The 13,086-nt window shown below is 57.8% G+C and carries 16 protein-coding genes; all 16 read right to left on the bottom strand.

Annotated elements, in window-relative coordinates; all coding sequences use genetic code 11:
* Positions 1 to 59: 59 nt before the first annotated feature.
* Positions 60 to 509: a tail fiber assembly protein gene (locus SFA31_RS08985; protein ID WP_322837670.1), complete on the bottom strand. Its 450-nt coding sequence runs from the start codon at positions 507 to 509 to the stop codon at positions 60 to 62.
* 2 nt (positions 510 to 511) lie between these two features.
* Positions 512 to 1,810 carry a pyocin knob domain-containing protein gene (locus tag SFA31_RS08980; RefSeq protein WP_322837669.1) on the bottom strand — a complete coding sequence of 433 codons (1,299 nt, stop codon included), beginning with the start codon at positions 1,808 to 1,810 and terminating at the stop codon, positions 512 to 514.
* Between the two features lie 2 nt (positions 1,811 to 1,812).
* Complete coding sequence (locus SFA31_RS08975) at positions 1,813 to 2,397, bottom strand: YmfQ family protein (protein ID WP_322837668.1); 585 nt, start codon at positions 2,395 to 2,397, stop codon at positions 1,813 to 1,815.
* Positions 2,388 to 3,473: a baseplate J/gp47 family protein gene (locus SFA31_RS08970; protein ID WP_322837667.1), complete on the bottom strand. Its 1,086-nt coding sequence runs from the start codon at positions 3,471 to 3,473 to the stop codon at positions 2,388 to 2,390. Before SFA31_RS08970 ends, SFA31_RS08975 begins: the two co-directional genes overlap by 10 nt.
* Positions 3,474 to 3,923 (bottom strand): phage GP46 family protein, encoded by a 450-nt coding sequence (locus tag SFA31_RS08965; protein WP_322837666.1) that lies wholly within the window; start codon positions 3,921 to 3,923, stop codon positions 3,474 to 3,476. It lies immediately after the preceding gene.
* Positions 3,920 to 4,504, bottom strand: a complete 585-nt coding sequence (locus SFA31_RS08960) for a phage baseplate assembly protein V (RefSeq protein ID WP_322837665.1) — start codon at positions 4,502 to 4,504, stop codon at positions 3,920 to 3,922. The genes SFA31_RS08965 and SFA31_RS08960 overlap by 4 nt, the downstream gene beginning before the upstream one ends.
* Positions 4,501 to 5,631 (bottom strand): phage baseplate assembly protein, encoded by a 1,131-nt coding sequence (locus SFA31_RS08955; RefSeq protein WP_322837664.1) that lies wholly within the window; start codon positions 5,629 to 5,631, stop codon positions 4,501 to 4,503. Before SFA31_RS08955 ends, SFA31_RS08960 begins: the two co-directional genes overlap by 4 nt.
* Positions 5,624 to 7,057, bottom strand: a complete 1,434-nt coding sequence (locus tag SFA31_RS08950; protein WP_322837663.1) for a DNA circularization protein — start codon at positions 7,055 to 7,057, stop codon at positions 5,624 to 5,626. Before SFA31_RS08950 ends, SFA31_RS08955 begins: the two co-directional genes overlap by 8 nt.
* A gap of 3 nt (positions 7,058 to 7,060) precedes the next feature.
* Complete coding sequence (locus SFA31_RS08945) at positions 7,061 to 9,028, bottom strand: tape measure protein (protein ID WP_322837662.1); 1,968 nt, start codon at positions 9,026 to 9,028, stop codon at positions 7,061 to 7,063.
* A gap of 132 nt (positions 9,029 to 9,160) precedes the next feature.
* Positions 9,161 to 9,586 carry a phage tail assembly protein gene (locus SFA31_RS08940; RefSeq protein ID WP_322837661.1) on the bottom strand — a complete coding sequence of 142 codons (426 nt, stop codon included), beginning with the start codon at positions 9,584 to 9,586 and terminating at the stop codon, positions 9,161 to 9,163.
* A 9-nt stretch (positions 9,587 to 9,595) separates the two neighbouring features.
* Positions 9,596 to 9,952, bottom strand: coding sequence for a phage tail tube protein (locus SFA31_RS08935; protein WP_160621622.1), 357 nt, complete (start codon positions 9,950 to 9,952; stop codon positions 9,596 to 9,598).
* Between the two features lie 11 nt (positions 9,953 to 9,963).
* Positions 9,964 to 11,478, bottom strand: a complete 1,515-nt coding sequence (locus SFA31_RS08930) for a phage tail sheath subtilisin-like domain-containing protein (RefSeq protein WP_322837660.1) — start codon at positions 11,476 to 11,478, stop codon at positions 9,964 to 9,966.
* Positions 11,475 to 11,663 (bottom strand): DUF2635 domain-containing protein, encoded by a 189-nt coding sequence (locus tag SFA31_RS08925; RefSeq protein ID WP_322837659.1) that lies wholly within the window; start codon positions 11,661 to 11,663, stop codon positions 11,475 to 11,477. The genes SFA31_RS08930 and SFA31_RS08925 overlap by 4 nt, the downstream gene beginning before the upstream one ends.
* Entirely contained in the window at positions 11,656 to 12,198 is a 543-nt protein-coding gene (locus tag SFA31_RS08920) for a DUF1834 family protein (protein WP_322837658.1), read from the bottom strand. Before SFA31_RS08920 ends, SFA31_RS08925 begins: the two co-directional genes overlap by 8 nt.
* Positions 12,198 to 12,623, bottom strand: coding sequence for a gp436 family protein (locus SFA31_RS08915; RefSeq protein WP_322839332.1), 426 nt, complete (start codon positions 12,621 to 12,623; stop codon positions 12,198 to 12,200). The genes SFA31_RS08920 and SFA31_RS08915 overlap by 1 nt, the downstream gene beginning before the upstream one ends.
* Positions 12,623 to 13,063: an HI1506-related protein gene (locus tag SFA31_RS08910; protein WP_322837657.1), complete on the bottom strand. Its 441-nt coding sequence runs from the start codon at positions 13,061 to 13,063 to the stop codon at positions 12,623 to 12,625. Before SFA31_RS08910 ends, SFA31_RS08915 begins: the two co-directional genes overlap by 1 nt.
* Positions 13,064 to 13,086 lie beyond the last annotated feature (23 nt).

The raw sequence follows: 13,086 nt of genomic DNA, 5'->3' as shown, positions 1-13,086 counted from the left end.
TGTTATTTGGTGGGGTTTACTACGGCATAATTGATCGATATTACCGATCGATTATCGCATTATCGATCGACAGAGGCGTTTTGCTCGGGTATTTCGGGCCACTCAATGTCCGGGGCTTTACTAGTGTCTACCCGATTCAGCAATACCCGGTATTTTTTCCATGCCGCCAGCAACGCAGTTTCTTCGCCCGTGGCAATGTCGAGGTCTACAGCATCCTGTAGCGGTGCAATAGCCATCGCTGCCGCCGCCAGCAGGGACGATTTTTTAGATTCAGCACTCGCTATCAATTCATCCTGTGTGGGTGCTGGCTGGCCCCCCCACGCTGGTAGCCCATCGTCCCCCGTCACCATGATTTTTCCTGGCGGCGCAGGATTGGCGCCAAATTCCTGGTAGATTTCGTCACTAACAGGTTTGGCATCATCAGGCCACATCCCGGTATCATTGTAATCGTCAAAAAGTGACTCAGGGAATAATAGGTTTTTTGATGCGCTGTAGTAGTACTGTTCCATAATTAATATCCTGTAGCCTCAAAATAAACGCCACTTATGCCGTGATTATCCCAGTTAGCACATGCTGCAACACGCATTTGTGAGTTGCTGATGGCTTTACCATACGCAGAAATTATTTCTGCGGATGAGTTAGCGGCCTGAGAAATCGGCGTCACATTCATTGATGCGCAAGCGCCCGGAAATGGAATGGGAAAGTTTGCTGTAACAATGGCATTGTCCGTGACATTAACTATTCCCCACTGTCTGATAATTCCTGTTGACGAATCTTTATGCCAGCCGTTGATAGCTTTTGAGGCAGTATTTTTTAAGTTATAACGCCCATCAAATGTATTAAAACTGGTTGGATTCAAATCCCCCTGTACACGAATAGTCGCGGTTGATGATCCCCCGTTAATTCGGACACTTCCGTCATCCAGAATCTGGACACTGGTTCCACCAACATAATTCGATAGCGCAACTCCTGTATTACCTGGGCGCCCGACATTCCAGTCGCTGGAGCCACTAAGGTTTCGTCCCAGAATATAAGAGACTCTGCCTGTGGCGACTGGCTTCAGTACCAGTCCGGCATCGTTATTATTTATTGTCAATAACCCGGTCATGGTGTCACCGTTTTTCGCTACTGCTCCGGTGTCTTCTGCCGTGGGTTTGTTTGCCGTATCATATTGTTTCGCCCATTCTGACCAGACACCACCGTATAACGCCCTGATATAACTTCTGGAGTTGCCATAAAGTCGATATATCTGGGTAATACCAGCATGTTTATAGATTTCCAGAGAACCCGCCTGCGCCTCGGGATAATTCTTTCCTGTCTGCGCCTGCGAGTTCTGTGGCTGGTAATACAACCCCGGCGTGGTATAGATGTTCAGGTCAGCAGCATTTCCAATTCCAACCGCCTGCTTGTTAAAAATATCCTGTGACGTGACATTAACATTCCCTGTCAGCGAATGGCCATTAACGGTCGTGGTTTTCGGCACGCCATTAAGATTATCCAGAGCAGTTTTCTGCGCCGATGCACCTTTCTCCTTAATCTCACTCAGCAGGTTATCGCGCATCAATGCGTTTTTATTGACGATGGACTTAATCGCTGCGGCTAACTGATTAAGCTGCGTTTTGACCGGTGATACACCGCCCTCAGTCAGAACGTTCAGCAGCTCCGCCTGAACGATATTAAACCAGTCCTGGCCCGGCCAGCTCGGAGCCTGATTACCGGCCCCCTCAGTAAACCAGCGCGTGGTGTTATCCTGCATAGCGCCGATAGCGGGCATTGATGAAACGCCGCTGTTATTGTCCAGGTGAAACATAATTATTCCTCGTCGGGATAAATAAACTTAAAAATCTGGTGAGCCGGTTTATATTTTTCCAGCAGACATTCCAGCGCGCCGGAGTCATAAACCCGCAGCGGCGTTAAACAGTTATCCAGCACGGTAGCATTGCGGTAGCTGACGCCGTTTTTAATATTGACGTTGGTGGTATATTGCCCCTCGTCAGAATCCGTTAATTCAACGTCATAACCATACTGCGCTGCCAGTTCCTCATAGAACGGTCGGCACAGGCTACCCACCATTTTCAACTTGTTATCTGCCGCAAGCTGGCGGGTGTTTATCGTGCCGGTTTCGCTTGTGCAATCTGGTAGCCCCAGAAACCGCTCCCAGTCCGCAAGCAGCAGCGTTGACGTTATCGGAAACCGTTCATCCAGCATCCGGGTAGCCACACTATCGGCGGTTTTCAGCGAGTCAGACAGCGCTCCGGCCAGCGCGGCCAGCCTGCCGGATGGCGCCTTATTCCATGCCCGACCCACCGGCAGCAGTTGCAGAAACGCAGTCTGATACGGCGTCAGGTATTCAGCCTGATCGCGTTCATCAATCTGCATATCGTTATCTACAGCCATGTGATATCACCCACGGTCAGCAGTTCGGTTGCTTCGGAATACAGCACATCATCAGCGGGTGCGCGCAGCTTAAAGTCGGTCAGGCCCGAAACTTTAGCGATAGCCCGAATAATATGAGACTGTGCGAGAGAGCCGCCCGGCTCCGATTCATTATAAAACAGCGATACCAACGCGCTTTTTACGGCGCTTTGCATGGCTTCGGTATTCGGCGAAATTAATATTTCCATATCCACCGGTTTAGGCGTGGCTGCAAATACCGTAATAATAATACCGTCCGGCGCACCGACAATTAACCCTGTTACCGGGTCTTTGTGTGAATAGATATATTCCGCAACGCGGGTAATATCCGCCGCCTCGGGAAATATGTTGTCGTTATTATCCATAACGAACGTCACGCCCACCGTGCCGCCGCCTTTCCAGGTTGGCAGGCACCAGGCGCGGGTCACGCCGGTGCATTCGCGCGCCCAGCGCACATAATCGTATTTGTTGCCACCGAACGGCGGATACTGGACACGAAATTCCAGCCGGGCCAGCAGCTCGCCAACGCTTTCAATATCCGCACCACCGACGATCCCCGCAGTGGTGATACCCTGCGCGATAACGTATTCCAGCGGTGTGACCAGTGTCAGCGCCGTGCCAGCAGCAAGGTTGCCACCGGCACCGGCATTAATCGCCGTGAGAACGACATCCAACGTTCCGGCAGCACCTGCGCTTGCTGCTTCGGTGTTGATATACAACTCGCCGTCAGCGCGCTGCCAGCGCGTATTAGCGGGGATGGTGACGGCATCCGTCACTGTCATTGTGACCGTGCCACTGGCCGCGGTCGCCTGCTTACGGCGCACACCCCAGTGCTGGCAGTGTTTCAGCAGTTCGGCCTCGTCGGCATCACTGGCGATAATCTGGCGGCTGACCCATGCAACATGCTCATGAACGCCCGCCGCCAGCCCGGCGTTAGCATAGGCCAGCGCCCCGAGGGTCGTTTCATTGGCCTGCGGCCAGGTGCCCGGCAGGCGCTGCTGAATGTTCTGTTCGGTGCGGGCAATCATGTCAGTGAGGCCCGGCGCTTTATACGGCATTTAAACCCCGCTAAAAGTTGCTTTAAACGTAAACGGATGGATGGCCCCATCAGGGAGCGTTAACTCTACTTCCAGCAGCAATATTTCCTGTCCGTTCTGTCGGACACGGCTCGCGTATACCGCGATTTTTGTCACACGCCCGGCACTTTTCAGCCACTGCAACGCCTCCAGTGCGTACGCCGCCGCTCTGCCCAGAACGGACTGGAGCGTCTTCTCACGCGAGAGCAACCACAACCGTGACCCGATTGGCCTGTCGCGATAGCTGTCACCCCACCACCCGCGACGGTCGCCGTCTGTACCGGGCAGCTCGTCTGAATCCTGCGCCCTGCGGTCAGTAAACAGCGAAATAATTACCGCCGTCGTCAGCGTGTTGTCGGTGAGCATATCAATACCATCCGGCACGATATCCCCGAGCCCGTTGTCCCAGACGATTGCAATATCTGTCGTCATTGCATCGGCCCCGTTGTGCCGCCGCTGTCGCCCTTGTGGGTGTGCTTGTCGGTCGATTTGCCGTTAATAATCGCGTCAGGCGCCGTGATATTGCTCTTAAACTGGCTCTGGCCCGTGACGGCCAGTCCTTTCTGAATCTCCACGTCGCCGGTAATGACGGTTTTCGGGGTATCCAGCGTCACGCTCTCGTCGGCGTACACCTCGACGGTTTTACAGGTAATAATCAGCCGCCCGTCCTTTGTCAGGCGCAGCCTGTGACCTTCGTAGTGATAAAGACCAGTGTCGCCTGCTTCCAGCCCCACAGGGCGATAGCGGCGGTCTTCAACAACCAGGGCGACGGCATGGTCGCGGTCAGCCCCGACACAGCCAATAATCGCCTCAGCCCCGGCGAGCGGGACGCTAATCAGCCCGTAGTTCTGGAGGCGCTCAACATCGTCCGGGGTTTCGTCATCGAGCATCGACACCTGCACGTTCTGCGCTTTCAGCGAATCATTGACCATATTCACCACGGCGCGGCCCAGCATCAGGCGTACACGGCGCATAACCGGGGCCAGCATACGACTCAGAGTCATATCATTCATGGGCGTTTCTCCGGGTGTTTGCGGTAATATTCTTCGACCAGAGCATCAACGCCGCCGCTGGACTCCGCTTTTTTGTTCTTACGGCCTTTGCTGTCCGGCTCAACCGGCACCAGGTACGCATCACGCGGCCCGAGGGTAAGTGTGGTTGTCAGACCGTCCCGATCGTCGAGTGACAGCACGGCCTTGCTGACCAGCAGCGGGCCGGTTGCGATGCCGAATTTTGATGCGTCGATATCAACCAGCACATTAGGCAACCAGATACTGTCGTCCCGGCGCTGCCAGCCATCCACCTTTGCCTCAAATTCAATCGACTTTGCCAGGCGGCGACGCTGCTCACGAACAGCGCGGGCGGTGGCCGTCTGCCCGGTGGTTTTGCTGTCAGCCAGAATAATTGTCGGGCGGTAGCGGGTAACCTCCGGGTCAGTGGTGCTACCTTTCTGACTGGCGATAGCGGCGGCTGTCTGCGTGTCGCCGGTTTTGCCACTGGCACGCCCGTGACCGACCACCCGGTACTCGCTGAACCGGTCACGAAAATCCTCGTTATAGTCCAGCTCCAGCAGGTTCTCGCCCAGCACCAGGGTATCGCTGTACGCCGCATCGGCATGGGTGAAAACCAGATCGCCTGCGGCATTGGTTGTCATCAGTACGCCACGGGCACGGGCAGCACGCCCCAGCGCCTCGTAAACCGTCTCTGAATAATCCAGGGTGAATGACGGAAACGGGGCCGCAGATTCGCTGTCCGTCAGATCCCAGCGCACAGCAACGCCGTAGGGCGCGGTCAGGTCGCTGGCTATCTGCTGCAACGTCCGGTTCTTCCACTGACCGCCTTTGTAGACAGCAGCGCAGTCCACCAGGTCAGCGGTTTTATCGCGACCGGTGATGGTGATTTTCATGCTGTCTGCCTGCATCTGGCGACGGCGGCCATCGGTGTAACCTGTAATAACCACGCGATCGTCAATCGTCAGCGTGAACGGCTTACCCGGCGCCAGTGACGACAAATCCGTTTCGACCTGAACGTTAACGCCCAGGTCGAAATAGCCGCTCAGGGACTCAATCGAGCGGTTGATCGTAATCGACGTCCACCCGGTAAAAATTTTGCCGTCCACGCGCAACGCAACGTCATTCATCAATCACCTCGATATCCACACCACCCGGCACAAACAGCGGATTATCCACACCGTTACGCCGCGCCAGCCGCTGCCACTGCTGCGCGCTGCCGGTCTGACGGTACAGCGTCACCAGCGCGGGTTCAGTTCGGGCCAGCCGGACAGAACTCACACCTGACAGGCGTAGCCCGCGATGGCGTAAATCCTGCACCGTCAGCAGGCGCAGGCGGGTAATTGCAGCGCTGTCTGTCGCATAACCGGAATCTGCCGCCGTCAGTGCCGCCGCATCGAGGGCGTTACCGATATCCACGGCGACCCGCTCAATATCAGTCCGGCTTTCAAACTGCGGCCAGTCGCTTTCAATCACGCTGCCGGTACTCTCTGAGGTTACCGCCGTTGAGCTGGTCGCTGGGATTATTACGTCTGACACACTGGCAGCAGAGGCGACCGAGCTGGCCGTGGTAGCGTCAGCGGTCAGTTGCGGCGCATGAGGGGTAACGTCCACGCTGTCGGCATCGATGGCCTGCGTCAGCACGCCAGAGGCCGCTGCCGCCTGTCCGGCCAGCGCGCCGGTACTGGCAACGTGGAACAACACGGCCACATTGCTGACGGCTGCGTCAGGGATATGGCTGACATCAACAGAGGCCTGGCGTTTGTTGAGGTGCACGCCCAGGCGCTCGTAGGCACGGAACGCATTTGAGGCGTCGCAGATACCGGACAGACCATCGAGCGCGCCGAGGACGTTTGCCGCCAGCAGCGCGGGGGCGTTCAGCATCCCTTCGGCGGAGCCTTTTACCGCCGCCACGGCGCCCAGCAACTGATTGACGTCATCGAGCACGCCGATATTCTCCACGGCATCATAAATATCATCAAAAACGCCGGTGATGGCGTTCAAAACGGCGGTGGCACCGGCTGTACCTTCCTGCACGGTTTGCCAGGCGCCGGTCAGCGTATCGCCCAGGCTACCAAACAGAGAATCTTTCTGGTTGGCGACGGCGTTTGCCGTGTTCTGCGTGGCCTGCGGTGCGTTGTCTGTCGCCGCAGGGTATACGGTGATCGTAAACTCATAAATATTCAGTTCGTCGGCGCTGCTGCGGCATTCGAACGAGTCCACCATCACCTGCTGAGTGCCAAATTCCGGGTGCACCAGTTCGGCGCTGCCCGCGCCCTCCAGCGCATCAATCAGGGCGTCGCGCTGCGTGCTGGCGCTGTTGCCGAGTACAACGGCGGTAAACGTCCGCTCACGCAGTTTGCGCCCCAGGTCGTTGGCGCCGCCGGTATCGCGCAGCGGGTACTCTCGTTTAACGATGCGCCGCCCGCCGCTTTGCTTCTGCTCGCGGTACACCAGGAACGGCACCCCGCGCAGGCTACCGGTGCCGGTGACAGCCCCCCGCAGACCGAGGGAATCACGGGCGCTGTTAATCGTGGCGACTGTACTTTCAAACATACGTTAAAACCCCGGAATAAAATTGGAGCCGGTGTAGACATTCAGCCCCATCCCTGACTCGTTAACGGTCGTGCTGGTCAGGCGCAGACCATCAGCCAGCTCGACCTGAAGCCGGGCATTTGCCTCGACTTTCTGCTCCTGTGGTGGTGGCGGTGTCTGGTCTTTGCTGTCCCATTTGCTGTACATGTCAGCCACAAAACCACCGAGATAGTCACCCACGACGCCGCCCAGCGTGGCACCGGCGACCGTTCCCAGCGGCCCGGCCAGAGAGCCGATAGCACCGCCCACCCAGGCGCCCGCTGTACTGCCCACGGCACCGCCTTTGTCGTGAAGACTGGTATTCTCATCGAGCAATGTGGGGGCCAGCATTGCAGCACTGAGCGCAGGGCCACCCAGACGGCGGGCCAGACCGCCGCCCGCCTTGCCGAGCCAGCCCAGCGCCTTACCACCTTTTGATGCAATCCGGCCCACAGCCGTACCGCCCAGCCACTTACCCGCAGAGCCGAGCCAACCGCCCACAGACTTACCCGCACCGGACAGCACATTCCCCGCACCACTTAACATCCGGGAAAAGATCCCCGCTTTCTTCGGTACAGCGGCAGGGAGTGACGGCGATACCGGAACGCGACGGGGTCTGTTTCGTCCCGGGCCGCGCTTACGTTTCCCTTCGCCTGTGTAAACATCACCGCCACCCATACCACCAACAGGCCAGTTAGTGACAAAAACCTGCTGTACTAACTGAGGATTGGGAATCACACCCGGCAGGCCCGGAGCACTGCCGCCATTACGGCGGTTACGTAGCCATTTGTAGCCACGATACGGGGATGTAGCGACGCTCCACGTCGGGCGCACAATGGCGGCACCCATGCGTGCCGCTTTGTTCGCAAGCCAGATACCGCCGATAACTGCCGCCAGTTTTTTGAGACTGACGATGTTATCGTCCACCCACGCCAGCGCTTTTCGTCCCGCACCCAGGGCGCTCCAGGCTTTACGGGCGCCGCTCTGAATCGCGTCAAACGTTGCGTTAAATCTGGCGGCCAGGCGGTCGGTGATGCGGTCGAGTTCGCTGATTCCATGGACGTCTGGTTTGCTGATACGGTCATACCAGGCCAGCACGCTGCGTAACTGGCCCTTGAGGCGCTCAAACGGCCCCTTGTTCATCAGCTTGTCGGCGAAACCTTCCCAGACGTCGCCCATCTGGGCTGTCAGGCCCGTCCAGGAGTTCATGGCGTTAGCCTGAGCGCCTTTGGCTTCTTCGGATAACGCGCTGAACAAATCCATGATGGACTTGGTGCCGAGTTTTCCTTTCTCGCCTTCTTTCATGACCTGTTTGACATCCTTGCCCCATCGGTCGGCCAGCACCTTGTAAACGTTGATGCCGTATCCGGTCAGCAGGCTGGCGTCAGCTGCAGTAATTTTCTGACGGGAAAACATCTGCTTCAGCTGCAATGAGGCGCCCTGGGCGGCGCTCAAATCCCACCCTTTAAGCGCGCCCTGGTCTTCCAGCATGGTGATAAAGTCCTGAGTGCCTTTATCCGTCATGCCGAACGCTTTGGATGACGTGAATTCCTGCATCACACCCGTTAAACCCCAGGTGCTGTCCTTCGCGTTCTGGATGGCCCAGGCCATCATCTGTCGGGCATGAGCCTTGTCGCCCTTATATAGCGAGTTCAGGGCGATATTTTGGTTTTCGCGGGTTGACGCGATATCAATGAACGCCTTTTTCGCTGTATAACCCGCTCCGGTCAGCCCCAGCGCACCGGCAACAATGCCTTTAAATGCGCCGGTGGCTTTAGCGCCGAGACGGTCAATCGACCCCGACACGCTGGAAACGGTAGACTGGAGACCACGCAGCGCGCTCTGGCTGCTGCGTGTCATAGAAGAAATGTTATTACCGAACTGGCGGGAGCGCTGGGCGATGTTGCCCATCAGGTCGATAATGATTGATGCGCGTAGGTTTCGCCCGGCCATTTTATTTACTTTCCTTTGGTGATTTTTTCAGCCTGCTGGCAGTACCGGAAAAGCCGCGACAGGGGCTGGGCCATCGCCCACTCGGGGCCACCCCTCATGATGACCCCGACCGCTATCGCGGCCCGCTCGACATCATTCCGATACCGCAGCCACTCGCCCCCGTTCTGACGCCAGCTTTGTCGCCGCTGCGGAGTCTTTCATCTCGGACGCGATGGTCAGACGCTCAAAATCGCCGGTTGACAGCCTCTTGAGCATGACTACCGACAGCGGCCCCTTGATGCAGCCCACGCTGCTAATCTGGCGGCGTAGCAACTCGACGCCCATTTGCGCCGCGCTGGACACCAGTTGCGGGCCGTTGCGGGTTTCAACCACACGTTCGGATGCGAGCTGCGCGTCGATGATGTCGCCCGCCGTCAGTTCGCGAAACGTGACGTCATACTGCATTTCGGCGTCATCACCGGTGCCATACGGCAGGCCATCCGCCAGGCGAAAACCGCCGTTTTTAAGCTGCTCCAGAATTTCCTGCTCCAGCATTACTGCTTCATCCCGTTGTGACATGGTTTCCCCTTATGCGATGCGCTTACTTTCTTTTGCGGTAAATGAAATGGAGATTTCGCCCCCATCGTTTTTCGGCTCGTCTGACTGCCAGGCATTCGCCATGAGCCAGGTTTCGCCCGTATCCGCCTGGAATTCGACGGTGACGTTATCCCAGGCGATCACTTCATCCAGCCCGATATCCCCGCCGCCAGGAATTTTGCATTCCACTTTTGCGGCACGCGGTTTGCCTTTCCAGCCATAGACACGGGAGCCAATAACATCCTCGCGGGTGGTGCCGGACGGGGTGAATGACGCCCCCTCCATTGTTTCCAGTTCGCGGCCATTCACTCGGATGAACGCAACGCCCTGGCGCTGATTTCCTGCCATAAAAAATCCTCCTACAGGATGAAGCGGAGCTGTTCCGCGAAAATTCTGAACTGGTTAATCAGGTTCGGCCCGGCCAGCACATCGACGCGGTTACGGTCGCTGCTGTTGCGCGTGACCAGCAACTCGTCCTTGTACGTGTCGAAGTCTTCAACCAGCCCGGCAAGCTCCCATTCCTGGAACAGGGCCAGCAGCTCAGTCCTGATAATGGACGGCGTAACAACTGCCTGACCCGGCGCAAAGTTCGTTCCGTCATCGGCCAGCTTGTGACGCGGGAATTTCTGGGTGATGCGCACGCGGGTTGAGTAACGCAGATAACTGAGCGTGGCGATGGTGTTCACGTCTAAGTATGACGGGTCAGGGTCGCCATAGCTGTTGGTGCGGTACATCGTTATCAGACGCTCAATCTGCACCTCGCCACCGTCATTCACGGTGAACGTTGAGATGCCGTCGAACAGCAGCGAATTACGCTCTACCCACGTAAAGCGGTCTTTCAGCTCAGGCGGCATCAGGCCCGGAATCGTCAGCGTCTGGAGCGGGCGCGCCGGGTCAATCGTGAGCGACGCAGCAGCCACTGCGCAGAGACTGGCGCACCAGACGTACTGCGGCTGTGGTGTGGCCGGAACGCCCAGGCAGCAAATCAGGTGATCGTTACGGCTCAGGCCAAAATTTGTCAGCCCGCCGAGGGTGCCGTGGTACGAGGTCACCGCGAAGCCATCCGCCTGATTCACCGGTCCCCAGCGGTCCTTCAGTTCGGTGCGTAGCAGGTTCAGGTTCGGCTCGTCGAGGTACGGCATGACGATATATTTGTACTGCTGCTCGCCCATGTTCGCGACAGCCGCCGCAATGCTCGGGTTATCCGTTGTACCGGCAGGATACGTAACACTGGCATTAATGCCGCCCGGCAGCGCCTCGCCGCTGTAGTAGTTCCAGCGGACGTCCGTTGGCGCCGAACGCCCGGCAAATTTTGCCGTCAGCACGATATCGGCGTGTGTATCATCGCCATCGTCGCCCCCGGCATCCGGCACGACTTTAGCCGTTACCGGCAGGTCTGAGGTGCCGTTTATCAGTTCTGCCAGCGCATCGGCAATCTGAGCGCCGGTATCCTCTGCCAGCACCGACACCGCCAGGCGCGTACCACCAACATAGGTCACCAGCACACCACTACCGGTGGCCGTACCGTTCAGATTGATGGTTGCCGCCTCTGCGCCGCTGCCGTCGCCCTGCGGGATGCACCACAGCTCCGCCGTGCGGTTGATATCCAGAAACGACTGGCACATCAGGTGCATCATGGAGCCCTGGCCGAATGCCGCCGACGCCTGAGACGCGGAATAGATGCGCAGGGGCTGGTCGTTAATCGCCGAGCCAACCGGCTGGCCGTCTTTGGTTGCGCGCTGGCCGAACATCAGCACGCGCTGGCGCGGCTGCGGCGTCCCGGTTACCGCGTTGCTGTTATCGAATTCGATGTAGGCGAGCGGGACACGCAGGTCACCGGCACCGGGGATTTCATTGAAAGAGATATCACTCATTTCGCTTTCGCCTTTTTGGTTTTCTGCGTGGACTCAATCACCACCACATCACCGGCAGCGGCACGGCGCAGCCAGTACGCATTGCGTGGTTTGCTTGTCCCGTCTTTTGGGAGCAGCTTCATCGTGCGCGGGTCACGGACAGATCGCCCCGGCGCTGGCTTGATGAAAAACAGGTCTTCAGCCATCGTTATTCACTCTCTCGTTTACGTTGATATGGGCTGCAAATTCCGGGGTGCCGTCCGGGAGTCGCCACGTCTGCCAGTGCCGTTCGAAATCATCGAGCGAGCTGGTATCTGTGTCATCCGGTAACGGTGTCCGGGCACTGAAATACAGACCGTACAGCGCAACGCCTTGATTGCCCTGAGTGTCCGTATACAGGTTCTGTGCTTTGGTCAGCGTCATGCCCGTTGACTGTCCGAATGAACCGCCATTCACACTGGCGACCAGACGTTCGACAATCTGATACACGCCGAGCCGATCAGCCTCTCGCCCGTTTAGCATCTCGGCGGCAACGTAGAACACCCAGCGGCTTTCCACCTCGCGGCGGGTGCGCCCCTCACCACAGCCGAGCCAGGCCAGATAGACCGCAGGCGGCGACATCAGAATCCGGCGAATATCAATGTCCGACCAGGTGCCGGGGTGAGTATCCACCTGGCGCAACGTGGCGCCGAATACATCACGAACGCGGGCCAGCAGGGCGGTTTCCGTTTCCCCAATCATCAGATAAACCCCCGTTGCTTACGTGAGAACACCAGCGGGTCGGCCACCACCTGCGCCAGATTTTCACTGTCCGGCGCGGTGGCCGTGTCAGCATCAACACCAAGTGGGGTTTTGCCATCACGGACGCTTTCGAGCCAGCGCACCGCGTCTTTGTAACGCTGCGTGGCCTGCTCGGTGGCGCGCATGTCGTTAAGGTAATACCAGGCAATGACGCAACACTGCTGTGCCAGCGCGCCGGGCACCACGGACAGCGGCAGCGTGTAGCGGGCGGAGATATAGCTGTCAATCAGGGCGCTGGCGTCATTCAGCGCGTTCTGAATAATCGCGTCATCAGGCTGGCCGTCCTCGGTCTTGCTACTGGTGAGCAGGTCGAGGTTGCGGCGCTGGTAACGCAGGCACATATCGCTGACCGTGGCGTACATGATTAACCCTCGTTGGTTCCGGCCAGAGCAGCTTTCAGTTGCTCGCTGGTGATGGTTTCACCCAGCGCGTCACAGACCGCCGCCACGCGCGGGGCGCCCGCCTGGGTATAGTGGTCGGGGTTGTCCTTATCCAGTGTTGCCACCGCATCGCGGATACGGTCATTCAGATCGCCCACATCCAGAACACCCAGCCCCCTCGACTCACCATCCGGCGACGCTGGCGTTTCAGATACCACAGCGACAGTGAGTACCGGGTCGGCCCTGAGCACGGCGAGCTGTTGAGCAGTGACACCGTCCAGGGTGTTTTTACCGCGAACCAGTGAATAACCCGCGCGGCGGTAGACCGGGCGCGGACATTTGACTTCCACACAACAAAGCGCTGCGCCGCTTTCCTGAATCCCATCGCCAGCATTGCCAGCACTGTTTTTAATTTCGTCAGACATGACACAGATTTCTCCTTTAAACA

Origin of the sequence: Erwinia sp. HR93, from assembly GCF_034555055.1 — a bacterium.
Taxonomy (GTDB): Bacteria; Pseudomonadota; Gammaproteobacteria; order Enterobacterales; family Enterobacteriaceae; genus Apirhabdus; species Apirhabdus apintestini.
The sequence above is the reverse complement of the archived record's forward strand: the minus strand, read 5'-3'. Positions and strand labels throughout refer to the sequence as shown.

Excerpts from the sequence above, each read along its gene's own strand:
- SFA31_RS08925 (WP_322837659.1), bottom strand. The coding sequence starts at position 11,663 with ATGGCTGAAGACCTGTTTTTCATCAAGCCAGCGCCGGGGCGATCTGTC.
- SFA31_RS08965 (WP_322837666.1), bottom strand. The coding sequence starts at position 3,923 with ATGACGACAGATATTGCAATCGTCTGGGACAACGGGCTCGGGGATATC.
- SFA31_RS08985 (WP_322837670.1), bottom strand. The coding sequence starts at position 509 with ATGGAACAGTACTACTACAGCGCATCAAAAAACCTATTATTCCCTGAG.
- SFA31_RS08980 (WP_322837669.1), bottom strand. The coding sequence starts at position 1,810 with ATGTTTCACCTGGACAATAACAGCGGCGTTTCATCAATGCCCGCTATC.
- SFA31_RS08970 (WP_322837667.1), bottom strand. The coding sequence starts at position 3,473 with ATGCCGTATAAAGCGCCGGGCCTCACTGACATGATTGCCCGCACCGAA.
- SFA31_RS08920 (WP_322837658.1), bottom strand. The coding sequence starts at position 12,198 with ATGATTGGGGAAACGGAAACCGCCCTGCTGGCCCGCGTTCGTGATGTA.
- SFA31_RS08975 (WP_322837668.1), bottom strand. The coding sequence starts at position 2,397 with ATGGCTGTAGATAACGATATGCAGATTGATGAACGCGATCAGGCTGAA.
- SFA31_RS08940 (WP_322837661.1), bottom strand. The coding sequence starts at position 9,586 with ATGTCACAACGGGATGAAGCAGTAATGCTGGAGCAGGAAATTCTGGAG.
- SFA31_RS08930 (WP_322837660.1), bottom strand. The coding sequence starts at position 11,478 with ATGAGTGATATCTCTTTCAATGAAATCCCCGGTGCCGGTGACCTGCGT.
- SFA31_RS08955 (WP_322837664.1), bottom strand. The coding sequence starts at position 5,631 with ATGAATGACGTTGCGTTGCGCGTGGACGGCAAAATTTTTACCGGGTGG.
- SFA31_RS08945 (WP_322837662.1), bottom strand. The coding sequence starts at position 9,028 with ATGGCCGGGCGAAACCTACGCGCATCAATCATTATCGACCTGATGGGC.
- SFA31_RS08950 (WP_322837663.1), bottom strand. The coding sequence starts at position 7,057 with ATGTTTGAAAGTACAGTCGCCACGATTAACAGCGCCCGTGATTCCCTC.
- SFA31_RS08960 (WP_322837665.1), bottom strand. The coding sequence starts at position 4,504 with ATGAATGATATGACTCTGAGTCGTATGCTGGCCCCGGTTATGCGCCGT.
- SFA31_RS08910 (WP_322837657.1), bottom strand. The coding sequence starts at position 13,063 with ATGTCTGACGAAATTAAAAACAGTGCTGGCAATGCTGGCGATGGGATT.
- SFA31_RS08935 (WP_160621622.1), bottom strand. The coding sequence starts at position 9,952 with ATGGCAGGAAATCAGCGCCAGGGCGTTGCGTTCATCCGAGTGAATGGC.